The organism is Methylobacter tundripaludum, assembly GCF_002934365.1.
Taxonomy (GTDB): domain Bacteria; phylum Pseudomonadota; class Gammaproteobacteria; order Methylococcales; family Methylomonadaceae; genus Methylobacter_A; species Methylobacter_A tundripaludum_A.
In genome coordinates this window covers 38,294-56,092 of sequence record NZ_PTIY01000012.1, presented here as the reverse complement: position 1 = coordinate 56,092, position 17,799 = coordinate 38,294, and the positions used below count along the sequence as shown (strand labels likewise).

13 protein-coding genes are annotated in these 17,799 nt (G+C 52.6%); 3 read left to right on the top strand and 10 right to left on the bottom strand.

What is annotated here, in order from left to right; all coding sequences use genetic code 11:
* Positions 1 to 16: 16 nt before the first annotated feature.
* From pfkA to pyk, 3 genes are all read left to right on the top strand, one after another.
* Positions 17 to 1,006: a 6-phosphofructokinase gene (gene pfkA / locus B0F88_RS14460; protein ID WP_104424644.1), complete on the top strand. Its 990-nt coding sequence runs from the start codon at positions 17 to 19 to the stop codon at positions 1,004 to 1,006.
* 11 nt (positions 1,007 to 1,017) lie between these two features.
* A complete protein-coding gene (locus B0F88_RS14455; protein ID WP_104424643.1) occupies positions 1,018 to 1,680 on the top strand; it encodes a peroxiredoxin family protein in 663 nt (220 codons plus the stop codon).
* A gap of 92 nt (positions 1,681 to 1,772) precedes the next feature.
* Complete coding sequence (gene pyk / locus B0F88_RS14450) at positions 1,773 to 3,227, top strand: pyruvate kinase (protein WP_104424642.1); 1,455 nt, start codon at positions 1,773 to 1,775, stop codon at positions 3,225 to 3,227.
* A gap of 57 nt (positions 3,228 to 3,284) precedes the next feature.
* Here pyk and fucP read toward each other — a convergent pair whose 3' ends face one another.
* The 10 genes from fucP to B0F88_RS14400 all read right to left on the bottom strand — a co-directional run bounded on the left by fucP (position 3,285) and on the right by B0F88_RS14400 (position 17,728).
* On the bottom strand, positions 3,285 to 4,565 hold the full coding sequence (gene fucP, locus B0F88_RS14445) for an L-fucose:H+ symporter permease (protein ID WP_104424641.1): 1,281 nt from the start codon (positions 4,563 to 4,565) through the stop codon (positions 3,285 to 3,287).
* 233 nt (positions 4,566 to 4,798) lie between these two features.
* A complete protein-coding gene (locus tag B0F88_RS14440) occupies positions 4,799 to 6,991 on the bottom strand; it encodes a glycoside hydrolase family 3 N-terminal domain-containing protein (protein ID WP_258076682.1) in 2,193 nt (730 codons plus the stop codon).
* A gap of 490 nt (positions 6,992 to 7,481) precedes the next feature.
* Positions 7,482 to 12,461 carry a DUF6701 domain-containing protein gene (locus B0F88_RS14435; protein ID WP_146083357.1) on the bottom strand — a complete coding sequence of 1,660 codons (4,980 nt, stop codon included), beginning with the start codon at positions 12,459 to 12,461 and terminating at the stop codon, positions 7,482 to 7,484.
* 133 nt (positions 12,462 to 12,594) lie between these two features.
* Positions 12,595 to 13,011, bottom strand: a complete 417-nt coding sequence (locus tag B0F88_RS14430) for an agglutinin biogenesis protein MshP (RefSeq protein WP_104424639.1) — start codon at positions 13,009 to 13,011, stop codon at positions 12,595 to 12,597.
* Between the two features lies 1 nt (position 13,012).
* Complete coding sequence (locus B0F88_RS14425; RefSeq protein WP_104424638.1) at positions 13,013 to 13,837, bottom strand: PulJ/GspJ family protein; 825 nt, start codon at positions 13,835 to 13,837, stop codon at positions 13,013 to 13,015.
* Entirely contained in the window at positions 13,837 to 14,421 is a 585-nt protein-coding gene (locus B0F88_RS14420; RefSeq protein ID WP_219820868.1) for a prepilin-type N-terminal cleavage/methylation domain-containing protein, read from the bottom strand. Before B0F88_RS14420 ends, B0F88_RS14425 begins: the two co-directional genes overlap by 1 nt.
* The gene (locus tag B0F88_RS14415; RefSeq protein WP_104424636.1) at positions 14,414 to 14,884 is read right to left on the bottom strand and encodes a type II secretion system protein; all 471 of its coding nucleotides are present in this window, start codon (positions 14,882 to 14,884) and stop codon (positions 14,414 to 14,416) included. Before B0F88_RS14415 ends, B0F88_RS14420 begins: the two co-directional genes overlap by 8 nt.
* Positions 14,877 to 16,679 carry an O-antigen ligase family protein gene (locus B0F88_RS14410; RefSeq protein ID WP_104424635.1) on the bottom strand — a complete coding sequence of 601 codons (1,803 nt, stop codon included), beginning with the start codon at positions 16,677 to 16,679 and terminating at the stop codon, positions 14,877 to 14,879. Before B0F88_RS14410 ends, B0F88_RS14415 begins: the two co-directional genes overlap by 8 nt.
* A 6-nt stretch (positions 16,680 to 16,685) precedes the next feature.
* Entirely contained in the window at positions 16,686 to 17,033 is a 348-nt protein-coding gene (locus tag B0F88_RS19875) for a prepilin-type N-terminal cleavage/methylation domain-containing protein (protein ID WP_104424634.1), read from the bottom strand.
* A 98-nt stretch (positions 17,034 to 17,131) separates the two neighbouring features.
* Complete coding sequence (locus B0F88_RS14400) at positions 17,132 to 17,728, bottom strand: hypothetical protein (RefSeq protein ID WP_146083355.1); 597 nt, start codon at positions 17,726 to 17,728, stop codon at positions 17,132 to 17,134.
* Positions 17,729 to 17,799: the final 71 nt, after the last annotated feature.

The following is a 17,799-nucleotide window of genomic DNA, read 5'->3' as shown; positions in this document are numbered from 1 at the left end:
ACCGTAACCGGAACCTATGGAAGCTAATACAAAAACAATAAAATCTTTGGGCGTGCTGTGCAGCGGCGGCGATAGTCCGGGCATGAATTCGGCGGTACGCTCGGTAGTCAGGACGGCTATCGGCCTTGGCATTGAAGTTTACGGGATTTATAAAGGCTATTCCGGTCTGCTGGAGGGCAATATCCACAAACTCAGCCTGTCCTCCGTCGGCAATATCATCCAGCGCGGCGGCACCATTCTCGACACCTCGCGCTGCGAGGAGTTCCACACCCCTGGAATCAGGCAGGAAGCCGCGCACATTCTATCCAGAAAACATATTGACGGCTTGGTTGTGATCGGCGGCAACGGTTCGTTTGCCGGCGCGATGACCTTGCACCAGGAACATGACATCCCGATAATCGGCATACCCGGCACCATTGACAATGACATTTCCGGCACCGAATACACGATCGGCTTCAACACCGCCGTACAGACCGCGGTCAACGCCGTAGACAACATCAGGGACACCGCTTCGGCGCATGCGCGAACCTTCCTGGTCGAAGTCATGGGCCGCAGGTCATCCTTCATTGCGCTGCAAGTCGGCATCTGTACCGGCGCCGAGCATGTGGTGCTGTCAAACCAGGCGATCGATTACGAGAAGATTGTCAACGACATTAATAAAGGCACGGCTCGGGGCAAAACATCATCGATTATCATCGTGGCCGAAGGCGAAAAATCCGGCTTATCCTACGAAATAAAAGACACACTGATGACGCAGTACGATCTTAGCGTCCACGCCTGCGTTTTGGGGCATATCCAGCGCGGCGGAAGACCTACCGCACTGGATCGCCTGATTGCCTCGCAAATGGGGTATGCTGCGGTGCAGGCGCTTCACCAGGGACTGCGCTGCCATGTCACGGCTTTTAATAAAGGTGAAATTGAAATGGTGCCGTTATCGGAGTGCATACGAGGAAAAACCGAGTCTACCGAGGCGCAACTTGAATTAATCCGCGCTCTGGCTATTTAAGCGAGCCGACGATGAAAGCGCAAATAGGCCGAAAAACCCCGCCACTATCCGTTTCCTGCTGGGTTCAGGGAACCGAGACCAATTTTGACCGGCTATCAGGCCAAGTCGTACTGGTTGAAATATTTCAGGTCAATTGTCCGGGCTGCTTTTTATACGCCTTGCCCCAGGCAATAGACCTGCACCAAAAATATGCGCAGCACGGTTTATCGGTATTGGGCGTCGCCACCGCGTTTGAGGATTTTGACAAAAACACCCTCGAAAACCTGACCCGTCTGGCTGAAAACGGCGAGGTGATCGGCGAAACGTTGAGTTTGTTAAGTCAACATGGCGAGCTTAGTGCAGAAGGCCGACTGCCCTATCGCATCCCGTTTCCGCTGGCGATGGACCGCTTGAACAAACGCCAGGCCGAAACAACCGAGCATGACATCGAAAACTTCATCAAAACCCGCATCCTTAATTTCGAGCAGCGGCCGGAAGCCGATCAGCAAAAGATCAGACGGCAGGTACGGCATTATTTTCAGTCGCTCGATTACCATGCGGAAACGTTTGAACGTTTCGATTTAAAAGGCACTCCCTCGCACATCCTGGTGGATAAACAAGGCATTCTCAGGGATTGCGCATTTGGCGCGTATCCCGAATTGGAGGCGCGGATATTAGGACTATTGCAGGAATAAAATAAGCAGCTTGAAGCAGGCGGGGCCAAAGCCGAAAACAGGCCCGCCTTAATGCAAACCGGGAATTAAAAAACAATCAACAAGGACTCAAAATGCCGATCCATGTCAACATGCCCCATCTCTCCAGCCGCAAGACAAAAATCATTGCCACACTGGGTCCGGCTTCGGATACACCCGAAGTTATTTACGATCTTATTAAGGCCGGGGTCAATGTTTTCAGGTTGAACATGTCCCATGGCGAACATGAAAGCCACCGCAAGCTGTACCGGATAATCCGGGAATCGGCCGAAGCACTGCATCAACACATTACCATTTTTGCCGATCTTTGCGGCCCCAAGATCAGAACCGGAAAATTTAAAAACGGCAGCATTATCATCAACAATGGCGATCAGGTTGTGGTAACGACACGGGATATACTCGGCGAGGCAAATCTTATCCCCTGCCAGTATCATGCCTTGGCTGACGATGTAAATGCAGGGGATCGTATCCTGCTGGACGACGGCAAATTCGAGCTCAAAGTTATTAAAAAAGACGCTCAAGACATAAGCTGCGAAGTCATTCACGGCGGCGAGTTAAAAAACAACAAAGGCATCAACCTGCCCGGCGTCAATGTTTCCTGCCCTTCATTAACCGACAAAGACCGGGCGGATGCGTTGTTTGCATTGGATCTGGGCGTTGATTACCTGGCCCTGTCATTCGTCAGGAAAGCCGAGGATATTACCGACCTGCGTCAATTGATTACCTCAAGCGGCTACGACACGCATATCATCGCCAAAATTGAAAAACCGGAAGCCCTAACCAACGGCCAGGACATCATTAACGCCGCCGATGCGATCATGATTGCCAGAGGCGATTTGGGCGTCGAGTTAAACCCGGAAGATGTGCCGATTGCGCAGCACCAGCTCATTAAAACAGCAAGGGCGTTGAACAAACCGGTCATCGTCGCCACCCAAATGCTGGAATCGATGATAGAAAACTCCAGGCCCACGCGCGCCGAAGTGACCGATGTTTCCAATGCGGTTTATTCATCCACCGATGCGGTGATGTTGTCGGGAGAAACAGCGGCGGGACACTTCCCGGTTGAAGCGGTTGAAATGATGTCCAGGGTCATCTATCAAACCGAGGCGTTCATGAGAGAACAGGATGTTTTCGGCAAACTGGCGCACCGGGATAATGAACAAAAACCGCTGCCGTTCGGGGACGCGTTCGCCGACGCGACCGCCCAACTTTGCTTTGACCTGCATGCAAAAGCCATCGTCGGCATTACCAGCGGCGGAATGTCGGTTGTTACGTTGAGCTCTGCAAGGCCTGCCGCGCCGCTGATAGCCATCAGCGCCAATAAATGGGTTTGCCAACGGATGAATCTATACTGGGGCGTTATACCGATACACGCCGATGATGCCGGTCATGCCCATCCCAATAAACTGGCCCGACGCCATGCCATTGAAACAAAACTGGCAAATGAGGGCGATAATGTCATTGTCGTGCGCGGTTTTCATCAGGATGGCCAGTTGAGTTCGCCGACCATAACGATGCTGACAATTTGATATTTTGGACATCCATGCGGTGCAATACGCTACGCTATTGCACCCTACGATTGCGCCTTACCGTATAAACCTGCAACCCCGCCACCCGTAATAAGCGATGTAGCAATAACAAAGCACCGGGATAAAAAACGCCTGTTGAATGCCGATCCAATCGGCGAACAGCCCCTGCACAACCGGAAGCACAGCGCCGCCGACTATCGCGGCGCATAAGATGCCCGAGCCCTGCCCCGTATGCCTACCCAAACCGCTAACCGCGAGCGAAAAGATGGTCGGAAACATGATCGAGTTAAACAAGCCGACAGCCAGAATCGCCCACATCGCAACGTAGCCACTGCCGAGCATCGTCATTAAAACCAGGACCGCCGCGGTTACCGCGTTAAATGCCAGCGCTTTGCCGGGCTGGACTTTTTGCATGGCTACCGCCCCGATAAACCGCCCGACCATAGCGCCGCCCCAATAAAACGACACATACTTTCCGGCCTCTTGTTCGGCCAATCCGGCAATGGAAGGCTCGCCCAGAAAATTGATCAAAAAACTGCCGATGGACACTTCGCCGCCGACGTAAACAAAAATCCCGATTGCACCCAACACCAGGTGCCTGTAGCCCCAGGCGCTGTCATGAACATCCTCTTCAAGGCCTGAAACCTGCGCTTCGGCGGCTTCAATTTTGGGCAACTTGATCAGCGCAAAAATCACCGCAATAAAAAACAGAACCGCAGCCAGTAACAAATAAGGGGTTTGTACGGCGGCAGCCTGCGCCGCTTGATAAGCCGATAATTCGTCCACGTTAAGCAGCTTGATTTCATCCGCCGTTTTAACCGCAGTCGCAAGAATAAACAGCGCGCCGAAATAAGGGGCAATCGTCGTACCCAGCGAATTAAACGCCTGAGTCATGGTTAACCGGCTGGAGGCCGTTTCCGGGTTGCCTAAAATGGTCACATACGGGTTTGCGGCAACCTGCAGCAAGGTGATGCCGGATGCCAATACAAAAAACGCCGCCAGAAATAACGGATAGGAATGCGAACTTGCAGCCGGATAAAACAGCAGGCAGCCGATTCCAGCGACGCTTAACCCGGCAATGATGCCGCCTTTGTAATCGATTTTTTCAACCAGATACCCGCTGGGAACGGAAACGACAAAATAGGCGGTAAAAAAGCAAAATTGAATCAGCATTGCCTGGGTGTAATTCAGCGTGAACACCGACTTTAAATGCGGGATCAAAATATCATTCAAACAAGTGATAAAACCCCAGATAAAAAACAGCGAGGTTAATATTATTAACGAGCCTAAATAGGATTTTTTATCAGAACCATTCGTCGAATCGGCAACATTGATCATAAATTATCGATATGTCAGATTAAAAAGTTTAAAAGCTTATCACCACGGAGCCACGAAGGACACGAAGCTTTTTAACTTAGGAACGCGCACGAAATAACTTGAGCAAGTTTTGTATTTATAAGCTTAATCTTCATGATCTTCATGGTAATTGCTTAAATTAATTTATGCATGTTCCTTAGCTTTTCTTCGTGTCCTTCGTGGTGAAAAAGACTTTCAATCGCCTGGTTTAAGCATCATTTCGTCACCGTAAAACCGACCGTCTCATTGCCGACCATCACCTTGAAATCCCCCGGCTCCACAATCCGCTTAAGATCAACGCCAATAAACGACAAATCATGCGGCGTTAAGGTAAAGCTTAACGTTTCGGTTTGCCCCGGATTCAGCTCGACTTTTTTAAAGGCCTTGAGTTGCTTGTTGGGCCGGGTTACCGAAGCCGCAACGTCATTGATATAAACCAGCACCGCTTCCTTGCCTGTTAACGCGCCGGTGTTTTTGACGTTAACGTTCACAACAATATTTTCGCCCTGATTAATCTTGTCTTTGTCCACCTTCAAGCCGCTGGTTTCAAACGTGGTGTAGCTCAAGCCGTGGCCGAACGGGTACAGCGGATCATAAACATTCGATTCAAACGACTCGATAGGTTTGTAGTCATAAGGAGTAATGCCATTGGTGTTGCGCGGATAGGAAATCGGCAGTTTGCCGTTGGGGTTGTAGTCGCCGTATAAAATGTCGGCAATCGCCTCGCCGCCTTCCATGCCCGGCAGAAAGCCCAATATAACGCCGGAAGCCCGTTCCGCAATCGACGTGATAATACGCGGACGGCCGCCCAGGGTCAGCAAAATCACCGGCTTTCCGGTCGCCATCGCGGCATTGGCAAGATCGACCTGGACCTGATCGAGATTTAAGGTCTCAATATTGCCCGGCGTTTCCGTATAAGGATGTTCGCCCAGACCGAGCAGGATAACGTCGTGATTCCGGGCCTCATCGACCACCTTTTGAACATCGATAGGCGCATCAAACGAACCGCCGCCGACATAAGTCACTTTGCCGTCGGATTTTTCCTTGATGGCTTCCAGGACCGTCAGTTTTTCCTGAGGATATAACTCCTCGGCGGCACCCTGCCAGGTAACCGTCCAGCCGCCATTTAGCGTACTCAGCAAATTGGCGGTGGGTCCAGCCACCAGAATATTGGCGTCTTTTTTCAGCGGCAGGATGTGGCTGTCGTTTTTGGCAAGGACTATCGACTCCCTGGCCGCCTGCCGGTTGGCTGCTATCGCCTCAGCCGTGGCGAAATTGCCTGCTATCGGCAACAGCGGCTTCGGATCAAACAATCCGGCCTGATACTTGACCGTCAGTATCCTGGACACCGCTTCATCGATGCGAGACATCGGCACTTCGCCGGACTTGACCAAATCAATCAGCAAATCATAAAAAGAAAAATCGAACGGCACCATGCTCATGTCGACACCGGCCATCACCGCGATTTTTACCGCTTCTTTTGGGGAGGCAGCCATCTTGTCACGGGTATACAGGCGCTCGATGTCCGCCCAGTCGGACACGGCAATACCCTTAAAGCCAAGCTCTCCGCGCAGAATCGTGGTCAGGTATTGGTAGTTGGCGTGTCCCGGAATGCCGTCGACTTCGGCCGAATTTACCATGACCGTCGGCGATCCGGCTTTAATGCCCGCTTCAAACGTCGGCAGAAAATATTCGCGTAGCACTCTTTCGCCGATCCAGGCGGGCGTCCGGTCTTTGCCGTTCAGGGGATAGCTATAGCCCACATAATGCTTCAGGCAAGTAGGCGCTTTATCGGCTGCGGAAAAATCATCGCCCTGATGGCCTTTAATATAAGATGTGCCCATCACCGTCGCCAGATGCACATCTTCGCCGAAAGTTTCCCACAAGCGCGGCCAAAGCGGTTGACGGCCAATATCCATCACCGTGGAAAAATTCCATTGCAGGCCGGAGGCGCGCACTTCCCGTGCGGTGATTTCACCTTCCTTGAAAGCCAGTTCCGCATTGAACGTCGCCGCCATGTTGATGGCTTGCGGAAACAATACCGCGTTTTGCGTGTAAGTTGCGCCATGAATCGCGTCGATCCCGTAAATGACTGGGATTTTGAGGCGTGTTTTTGCCGCAGCCTCCTGCACCGTGCGCATCATTAGCCGCCAGGTTTCAATGGATAGCGCTTCGTTATTGGGCGTAAAAGGCGCATTAAGAATGGAGCCGACATGGCGTTTTACTACCGCCTCTTTCAGCTTGCCCGGATCAATCAGTTCCTCGGCGCGGCCATGCTGTTTCTCGATGTTGCCGATGACCTTGATGTCAACCTGCGTCATCTGGCCTACTTTTTCTTCCAGCGTCATTTGAGACAGCAGAGTTTTGACTTTATTTTCTATTGCCTTGCTTGTTTCTTGTGCGCTCACAGAACGCCCCGAAATGACGGATAGGATGATAATTAAAATGATATGTAAGGTTTGCAACTTAGTATTCTTCGCGTGTTGATTGTTTAAGGTTTTGCTTACGCATCGGCTTATTTTAAGCTGCACCGCAGTTTTTCTACAAAAAACATTCCCGGCCTGTTATCGGGTTAGACGATTACCCGATTGGCACACGCCACTAAGGATCGTACATAAATTAATTTAGGCAATTACCATGAAGAGCATGAAGACTTAAACCTTTCATGCCGCTTCATGTCCTTCATGGTTAAAAAATGAAAAATAAAACTTGCTCAAGTTATTTCATGCACGTTCTTAAATTAAGCTTTGTAGGAGCCGATAAGGCCGGCCCGGAGAGCGAAAACCAGGGACGGTTTCGTAGCGGAAAGTAACTCGCCTTCGGCTGAGAGAACCCGATTCAAATAACCGTCGCGTTAGCGACGCCTTTCCGCAACCAATAAAGACTGCGTAACATCAGTTAATAAAGTTCGCGGGTATAAATAAAATTATTGTTGCCTCTGAAAATACCAAAAGTGCCGCGGGCGCTTGGGTTATCGTCGAACAGGTCGCCATCATCGCCCTGATCCAAACCATCCCAATTAAATTTCAGCCAAGCCGGAGTAGAGGTAATGACCACATCGGCGAAACCGCCGTGCGTCACGCCGGGAGCGCTTAGAGTAAAACCCGCATCACCGGATACCAAGGGGTTGTTCAACGTAGCCGCCGTCGTCCCGCTATTGGCGAGGTTAAGCGTCAAGCCGTTTCCTACCGTAGGAGCGGTTAGCGCGGTGCAGCTGTCCGCTGTATTCACAACCCAAGCACCGCCATTCCAATATTCAGCCGTCAACGGCATAGGCAGGGCCAGCAATTCGGAGCCGGCGGCATTTTGCAGACTGAGGCGGCCGAAACGGATATTTAACGGACTCCCGGTAAATTCTTTGTAAGTAAAAACACTGCCGCCTGCTGCTTCAGGGTTCATATCGGCGTCCTTGACCTTGGGTACTGTCGACACATCGTTATCATTGACCGTCAGGCCAACATTCAAGGACTCGAAAGAACCCCATGTAGCATCGGCAACGTTAGCCCCTGGCCGCATGAACGTACCGTTTACGCTCGTCAGCGTGTAGACGCCGGAAGCCCAGCCGCCATTAGTGGAAAAAGTAAGGCGCGAAGACAAATTCGTCCCATCGTCGCCATTCTCGGCACCGAAAGCGATCGTACCGGGCGCGTAAGCTCCGGCGTAATTCTGCGTCACGCCATTCGCCGCGTTTTCGGCTTGAGCCACAATGGCGGTAGACAGCGGAATAGGCTGCCCCATGTAGGTATGTTCCTCATCCGTACAAGCATTATCTACCGCAGCAGAGACCCTAAAATGATCGGGCACGAAACGGCCAAACGCTCCCGCTGCGGATGATCCGAACTGGCAGGAATATCGGCTGTTAGACAACGTATTGCTAAAAGATGACGTGCATTCCCCTTTTACTGAGTCCACCTCGGCAAAGGTATCGTCATAAACTGCGTACTGAGCAAGACTGAAATTCCCCACCTCGGAGTAGGTCAGGCTGCCTGCCCTGGCAACGCCATTCTCGGCGGCTTCAAATGCAGTGGAACCAAGAACACCGACATGAGCTAATGTTGTCGTGGTCATTCCCGTGTTAAGGTTCAGCTTGGGTATACCGGTATAACCGGTGGTCGTGGTTGAACCGTATAGCGCTGTCGCGTCCAACCAGAAGGTATCCGATCCCGCCCGAAACACAGGAGCGCCGCTGCTGCCTGTCTGCGTGGCGTTACTCGCCAATGAAAAACCCTGGGGCCGGATCGCAAAGTTGTCCGACGAGCATGAATACACGGGGCCGGAAGTCGTTAAGCGCACCTTAACATTAGGCGCGGCATTGTTGTAGGTAAAACTGAATGTCTTGCGCTGATTACCACTGAAGCTGAAACTGCCGCCGGTCACTGTCACCGGCGATAATACGGAGGCCGGACTGGAACATGTGCCGCTGCTAAGATCCACCAGTTCTATAGCGGTCAATGTCTGGCTGGAAGAACTCCTGGACAATACATCCAGACTGAAAGCCGTATTCGCCATCTTGGTATAAATCGGCGTAGTCGCGGCGGCTCCGACCTCGATCGCGTCAAATCTGCAAGTGGCGAAGGTCAAAACGCAGGTTTCCGTCGCGCCGTTGAAACACTGCGTCGCGTTACTCGCAGTCGGCGAAGTTCCGGTTGCGCCCAGAGTATCCGAGCGCGAAGCGCCGTCTGTCAAAGTGACCGTCGTTTGACCGCCGCTGAAAGTAATTGGCGATGTGGGTGACCATGTCCCCCCCGTCGTGGTCAGCGTGGTCGTCACGCTGCCCATATAAAGCGCATCGCAATTCGCATTGGCGCAAGCCTTGATTACCACAGTCGCAGCATTGGCCGTACAGGCCGTTCCCCCATGTTCGATTTGAATATGGTGAAGGACCGGGCTGGCAAGCCCCTGAACGGTACAAACTTTCAGCGAATCAATTTCGTGTATGTTGTTTGCGCCGCCGGTGGAGCCGGTAAAGGACAAATTCCAATAAGAAGGGACCGCATTCTGGCTATACCCAGGGTCCTTGACATCGAAAGCCGTGCAACCGCTGGCTATCCCCGGCGGGCAGCCTATCAGGGTCGTATAGGCCGTGCCTCCGCCGGTGGTGTCGCGCTCCACTGAAGTCCAGGCGTGAATACCGTCCGTGTGATCGACAACGACCCGGTAGCGATGAGGAGGACTCGCATTATTGTTGTCGTCAAGCTCAGGACTCAGCGTACCGGTTCCCAGTAGGTAACGATAACCGGACATGCCCGAACCGGAGCCGCGCACGGCTATTGCTTGTGAGATTCCTGTCGCATAGCCGCCGAAGCGGCCCTCGGTATTGGTCGAATAGTTGCCGAATTCGTCTAGCGCAATTCCGAGCCAGCCGCCTGCGAATCCGGGACAACCGCCGACCGTCGTACAATCGGAACCTGGGTTGCTTTTTTGGGCATAGCCGAGAGATCCTCCGAAAGCGCCGGCCTCGGGCGCCACGGAGGCATCGGACAGAACCACGGCAACGCCGTCGCCGCCGTTCCCGCCATAAGCGAAGAAATCGAATTCTAAAGTAATCTTGTTGCCCGCTCCCGGGAACAATCTTTGCAGCGTTGCCCAAGTGGCGGCAGTGCCTGAAGCATTGGTCAGCCGCAGCCGGTTACCGTAAATGACTGGGTTTCCAAAAGTCCCGCTTTGGTAGCCGACTGACCAATTGCTTCCAGGAGAAGAGCCGTTCGCGCCGGTAAACGTATCGTTAAAACAGTTGTTGGTGGAAATTTCGCCGACGGCAAATTCACCAAAAACGGTAATGCCGGTAGCCTGTGTGGAGTAAGCGTTCTTGGTGCCGACGGTCTTTGTCGACCAGATACCCGCGTTCTTTTGCGCGACGATAAAACTGCCGGTGTTGGCTCCCGTATCGACTTCGGTAGCCGTGCATGAAGCGGAGTTGGCGCAAAACCGGAAAGTCGCGGAATAACCGGTCGTGGTTAATGTCCCTGCCGTTAATGTCCAGTAGTGGTTTGCGCTTTTTGTCTCGTCGATACCGGAAGCTCCGGCCAGGGTATCGGGATGATCGTAAGCATCGGCGCGCCCGGACAGAGTACCGGCGACGCTGACAGCGATATTTACCGTGACCGGGGAGTAACCGATACTGTCGCCGACATGGTAGATACACGTGCTGTTTCCGGCCGGGAATGTCAGCTTCAGGTTGCCGACAACGTAGCCGCCGGTGCGGGTCAGACTGCCGTTTCCTCCGCCGGATGTACAATTTCCAGCCAAGGTTAAGGTGTTCGTGCCTGTAGTCAGCGTGTTTGCATCGAGCGCCAGCGTGCCGCTCAGCGTGGTGGTAACCGAACTGCCGCCGAGAGTGACGCCGTTGGTGTTATTGACCGTCAGATTATTCAGCGCCGTGACGTTGGCGGGTACGGTTACGCCGGTCGAACTGCCGCCGAAAGACAGGCTGGAAGACGACGTCGCCGACAAATTAGCCGGCGTGCCGGCAATCGACGGGCCATTGAGCGTCAATGTGTGCGCCCCGACAGAGAATGTTCCGCTGGTTAACGTCAATGTACCGGAAACCGTAACGTCATTATTCAGCGTAAGACCTGCGGCGTTGTTTAATGTCAGGTTATTGAAGCCGGTAGCGCCGGTCAGCGACTGCGCCGAGCTGCCCGAAAATATCCAAGCGCCGGTACCCGCAGTCAATGTGCCGCTGTTACTGAAATTGCCGGTCAGCGTAGTCGTGGCGCTGCCCGCGGAATAGCTGCCGGTGTTGGTGAAGCTGCTTCCGAAAGTAACAGCGCCGCTGCCGCCGGAATAGGTGCCCGCATTGCTGAGCGCACCGCTGAGGGTGATGGCGTTGCTGCCGGTATTGGTCAGGGTGCCGCCGGAATTGATGGTCAACGTAGTCAGCGTAGGCGTGTTGACATTCAGCGTCACGTTATGGGTGTTTGCGATGGTCACACTGTCGCCGGCCAGTGGAATACCGCTACGGCATTGCGTCCAGGTTGATGGCGCATTCCAGTTGCCGGTAGCTTGGCTGGTGCAATTGACAGGAGCGAGCTCCCTGATCCGCAAAATCACCGATGCGCCTGTTGGGCTATAAGAACTCGCACTTCCTGATCCTGTCATGCTATAGACGGGAGCAGCAGTGGCGGCTCCGCCGGTCACGGAATGCTCCGAGACGACGAGCGCCATATCGTCTCCGGTACTACTGTTGGTATCGTTTCTCTCGGTAGTAGCTCCGAAAGTTGCGCCCGCGGCGGAAATGGATTCAGTCCAGCTGTTGATCCTATTCCCGTTCACCGAGCTTCCTACAATCAACACGTCCCCGGAAGTAATCCCCGGATTAGCTGCACCGGTGACAGACCATGAAGTTCCAGCCGTATTATCGCTCCCGTTCGTGGCGGCATAACTCCAGGTCGCACCGGAGGCTTTGGTATACCGAAACATCCGCGCCATCGAACTGTTGGCGGAACTGAGCGTTACCGAGAGATTGCCGGACTCGGAACCGAGCGCTTCTTTGACAAAAACGGTGTTGTAGACTGTCCCTCTATCGCCACCCGCTGAACCAAGTCCGCCCGATCCTTGGCCGTTTGCAACCAATGTCCAGCCGGACGGCGTTGCCGGACCATTGGTGGGATACTTATTGCCGACGACCAGCACCAGCAAATGACCGGCTGCGATGCCGCTTGGATACGAAACCGATAGCGATGTACTGCCGGTAGCGGCGCTGCCGCTAGCCCCATACGCAACCGCAGCCATTGCCGCATTTTGAGACGATAAAAGAATTGCCATTGCAACAAGAATAAGCACGCATCTTCTTGCAACGGATATAACGCTGTAGCTTTGCAGAAAACGGAATACACTGAAACAGACTCTATTTTTCCAGACCATCATGCTATGCATTTTTTACTCTCTCGCTTGTTCCGGCTTCGTCAATTGTGCTTTGTCATTTCGAGTTCGCGATCGATGCAGTTCGCTCCCCCCGCGTACCTTGTTATTTTACCTGCGATGCGGTCAAGCCGCCCCCTCCCGGCAATCATTTTGATACGGTTGCGGTTAATCGACGTTCAACGCGGTAGTTTCCGACACCGGCGTTAGCCCCGGTGGCGGTAATTTGGTACACATTGAAAGCAGTTGCGCCTTCAGTCCATGACGTCAGCGCACACGCCACTGCCACGGTATAATTAACCGTGCTTTGAGGAGTCGTTGCGGTCATCGGCACTGTCAATGGCAGGGTGAATTGGCTGAGCGCCGCACAACTGGTGTTTTGAATAGCCTGATAAACGCCCCACTCAATCCCTGTGCGGGCCGCCTGATAGGCCATCGCTCCTTCCTCATCCAGTGCGCTGCTGTGGTGTTGCATCGTAGACACCCGGCCAACCAGCACGGCGATACCGCCTAAGACTACAATGAGGAAAATCGCCATGACCAGACTGAATCCGCGCTGTTTCATATTACGGCACATTTTGGACATGAACCTGATGCAGTAAGGTCACATTGTCTAGCGGATCGGAATTATTGGATAGCGTGAGGCTGATGGTAACCAAACCTGAACGTTGGGCGGACCCAGGCGCATAAGTAAAGCTGCATGCCGTCACCCCCGATGCCAATAATGCGTTGCTTCCCCCAACCGGCACTTCCGCGGCCGGCGGCGCAATGGGAAATCCTGCGTAACGGATGAGCCTGCCTGTCGTTAAATCGCAAAGGTAGCGTACTTGTTCATGGACAATCTGGAAGCGCTGCGCGGGCGATTCGTGCGGCAGCGGATTGGTTGAAGTAATTGACACATTGGCAACCGTTCCGGTAACCGAAGCGGCGCGGCGGACATGTGTGCTCAGCGTATTACCCTCGTAGGCGTCCGCTCCGGGATCGTCCAGGTTAGACACCACAATCTGGTCTCCGGCCGCGATAGTTACGGGGGGCCCCAGTACATCGAAGCTGGTGTCGGCAGCGATAAAATCGAGAATATCCCCCGCCCCCGCATCAAGTGCGGCACGATAACGTCCGCCGCCGGTGGTCGCCAAAAAATCAAGGTAGCGGCTGTTGCCGGAAATATTTATTCTTACGCTGTTCGGCAGCGCCAGACGTATATCGCGCGCCATGCGCCGTAAAGCGGTATCCGCCGTATCGGACAGGTCGGCGCGGTTGAGCGTATCAAAATAGCCTTCTAAGGGCCTGACAAAGCCGGCGGCTAATACACCGATTATTCCGGTAATCACTATCACCATGACGGCTTCAATTAGGGTGAAGCCGGATTGGCTGCGGTTGCGGGATAGCATCACATCGACTCCTGCGGCGTATAGCGGGTGCGGTAACTTTCCAACACCACGGTTGTATCGAGGGGACCGGTGACAGTGACGGTGATGTGCAAGGCCGCGCCGCTGGCGAGTGCGATGCTGCTGTCGACAGGTCCCAAATCGCTGGCAGCGACGGCCACACTGGCCGTGTATCCATTCAGCTCTGGAATTATCGTACCGGTGATGTCGCGAATGCTCGCTACCGGACAGCCGGGGGTTGCCATGCAGTAACCGTTGTAATCATTGACATTATCGAAGGGGGTGAGGCCGCTACGTGTCTCGCCGGGTTCCGGCGCAGTGTTGTTCTCTGACAACGCGGCGCATTCAGTATAATTGCTTGCCGTCTCGATATTGGCGTCGTCCGGGTCACACCAGGTAAACGGCATCAGTTCGATTTCTTCCAGCAACGCTTCCGCAATGGCCAGCGCCTGCTTTTTAGCCACCGGGTCGGCTGAATGCTGTACGTTGTAATTGATCGAAGCAATAACCCCCGCCATCGCCACGCCGACGATGACCATGAATATAACCAATTCTATCAGCGATAAGCCTTGTTGACGGTTAAACACAGTTTTCGACTCCCTGATGCACATAGCCCGTTTCGGGCTCCAGGCAAACATAGCGAACCACATCACCGCCGGATACGGTAAAAATTCTGACGGATGTCATGGGAGTTATCGTATCCAGAAACGGCTGCCCTAGTCCATTGAAAGTCACGTTGCCGGGATTAGTCAAGTCTTCGGGATTGCTCACGCCGCCGGAATAAGCGACGTTAACGCCGGTCAACGCCGGGTAGTTTTCGCCGCCGACAGTCACTTCGCAAGCGTCGCCCACGTTGACCGTTACCGCGCTTCGTTGCGCAATCGCCAGCTTCTGAGCCATTCTAATGGAGGCTTTGACGGTCTCAACGCAACCGGCGGCCGAATGACTCGTAAAATTAATCCGGGACGAGGCGTAGGCCGACAATATACCCATGATAACCATGATCACGATCAATTCTATCAGCGAAAAACCGTTGCATCGCTTACTCATGGGACACCGATTCAAACAGTTTTTGCGCCGATTTGGATTTCGGACGCCTATCCATCAGTATCTTGGCTTGCTCGATCGCTTTGGCGTGCGCTCCTACAAAATCCAGACAATGCACGTATTCGATTTGAGCCAGGTCCGAATTCGGTTGCTGACTTTTGACGTAATTGATCCAGGCCATGATGTCCCGATGTGAAGCCGGTTGTTTAAGCATGCTTCCGTATTGGCGATGCAGCGCTATTTTCTCCAGCAAATTATTGACTTCAAGCTTGTTAACTTCAAGTCCTTGGCTAAAAACAGCATTACTTTTTTCCAACAGGTCGGGCCTAGCCTGGGTAACGCCAAGATCCCGCAAGATGACACCCTCTCTCCAGTAATAGCCTGCTTCACGCGGCTGTAAAAGCCGCGCAACGCCATGCCAATACAAGCCGTTCTGCGCGTCACCATGCAGCAGTCGATACAAGCCAAAGTCCGCAGAAGCCGAAGCAAAAGCCGGTAATCCCAGCCATAGCGTCAAACCAATCACCAGCATGTTGCCGATAAAGCCGGAACGCAAACCTAAGAAATGTTGCGCCGATATTTTCGGCAGCTGCAAATGAGTTGCGCTCATGTCGACAACACACTGATTGATAATGCCCAGATAAGCGCCAAAAACAGCCAGCAACACTGGAATATACAAAGGGTAATCCACCAACGCATGAGCCAATATCGAGGTAATGGCCGCCGCAGACAGAATAAGCGGCAAGCGCTGCTCCAGCATTGCTTGCCGGCGGAATTTGAACAGCTGTCCATACAGCGCAACAATCAGCAACAAAAACAAACCTAAGCCTAATAAGCCGATTTCCAATGCAAATTGCAGGTAGTCGTTGTGAACGAAAAAAGTGCGCCCATCGAGAAATGGCGGCACTTTATGAGCTTCAAAATAATAGCCGAAGTTAAAATAACCGATCCCCAACCACAAATGTTCGGCTAGGCCGCGCCAGGCGAGTTGGTATATTTCCCAACGGTTTGAGGAATCGCCATGACTGAGCGTGGCAAAAACCGGATCCATGCTCCAGCTGGCCAGCCCCAGCCAGGCATAAAACTTAAAAAACGTTACAACGGCGAGAAATCCGACCGCTACTGCCCGGTAACGCCGCCACTCTGCAACAACAGAGGTTTGTCCGGCATAGGTCATAAAAAACAAAATGCCTGACAATAGCCCCAAGTAGCCGCCGCGGCTTTGCGTTGTGAGCAATCCTGCAAACAACAACAACGTCAACCCATACACACCGCGCCCGCCGCGCCCCAGCAGGTAAAAGCCGAGAACCGGCATCAAGCCTAGATTGAGCGCCGTCGCCAGGGTATTAGGGGTTGCAAACAACGCCAGGGAACGCGCGCTTTTTTCCTCAAGAAAACCCCGGCCGGACAGCCATTGCACCAGCGCCCACAGAGCAATCAGGGCGATAACAACACAAAATATCTTAAAGCCTGTTTGCGCCAGCCAGACAGGGCGGTACGAAGCGACCAGGAAAGCGAGTAACAGCGTTGCAGGGAAATAAATGCCTTCAGCATGATAGACTGAATTGAGACGTAGCGCATTAGTCAACAGCATCAGACAAAAAACGATTAATGCGGCGCTAATCCATGACAGCGTAAAAAGCCGTTCTCGTTGCAGCCAAGCCAATGCTATCAATAAGCATAAGCCCAACCACCAGAAAAAAAACGCAAGCTCCCGCGATGCCTGCAATAAGCACAGCAAGCCGGTAAAGACAAAAAAGGGCGCGAACGCCCTTTTTGAAATCGAAACGAATGTCAAGACAGTTTAGTTACTACAAACAGAACCATCAAGACTAAAAGTTCTAGTTTGACCGCCACTGCTATAGGTAACTACTCCGCTACATGCTGCTGTTGAAATAGTTACGCCAGTCGGCAAAACGACTTGAGCTTGTATAGCTGTGAACGAATTGGCTGTTTTCGTTTTGGCATAAGTAATTGCAGCCGCCGATTGAATTGCAGCAACGGACCCATCTAACACAGCTAATTTGGCATCTTCATCCAAAGACTGCAATTTAGGCAACGCCGTCGCCGCCAGAATACCCAAAATTACGATAACGACAACCAGTTCGATTAAAGTAAAACCTGATTGAGCTTTTCTAAATTGTGTGTTCATAATTATCTCTTATTAAAAAAGTTAAGGCCTCGGCCTATAGTCTTAGAGCCGCAGCTCTTGTGTTAGTGTAATGTAATCACTAAAAATTTACAACTTTTCTACCCCCCTTCTCCACAAAATAAATAACACCTGAGCGCGACAAAAGTATATAGACTGGCGGTCAAGATGCATGCACCGAAAAGCCGGTGGTAGCTAAATAAAATCCGCTCGATAAAATGATGATTTCTGTTGAGCCAGGACGACGCATGTTCTGTACCAATCCAGCGATTGGCCGATGCCTCAATATCGCGCAGCAGACTGGGTTTGCTCAACACGATACCACCAATCAGCGCCGCCAACAGGCTACCGATCAGTAGTAATGACACCAGAGCATCCGACAACCACCAGTACTTCTCAGGTATCAAAGTTGAAATGACTCTAAGATTGTAGCGAAACAGAAAAGTATGCAACACAAATAGGCCCCCGATCAGTACACCCGCCCCCATCAGACGATGATGCCGGTAAATAAAAGGCTCTATCCGCCGCCGACAATCAAGCTGCACGGCGATTTTTTCAGTGCAGATCCAGCGGGAAACCTGCTGATTCAAACGCATCAACTGTTCAGGCTTAAGCAGCATTGCTACTCCCACCAGAATACCCGTAATGCTGCCACCGAAGAAAAACATCAGCGATGATTGCAGCAGAACTTGATTCAATATGTCCATGGCGTTAAGGATATATTCGGTTTAAAAATCCACACAGCCTCTCGGTATTTACCGAGAGACAA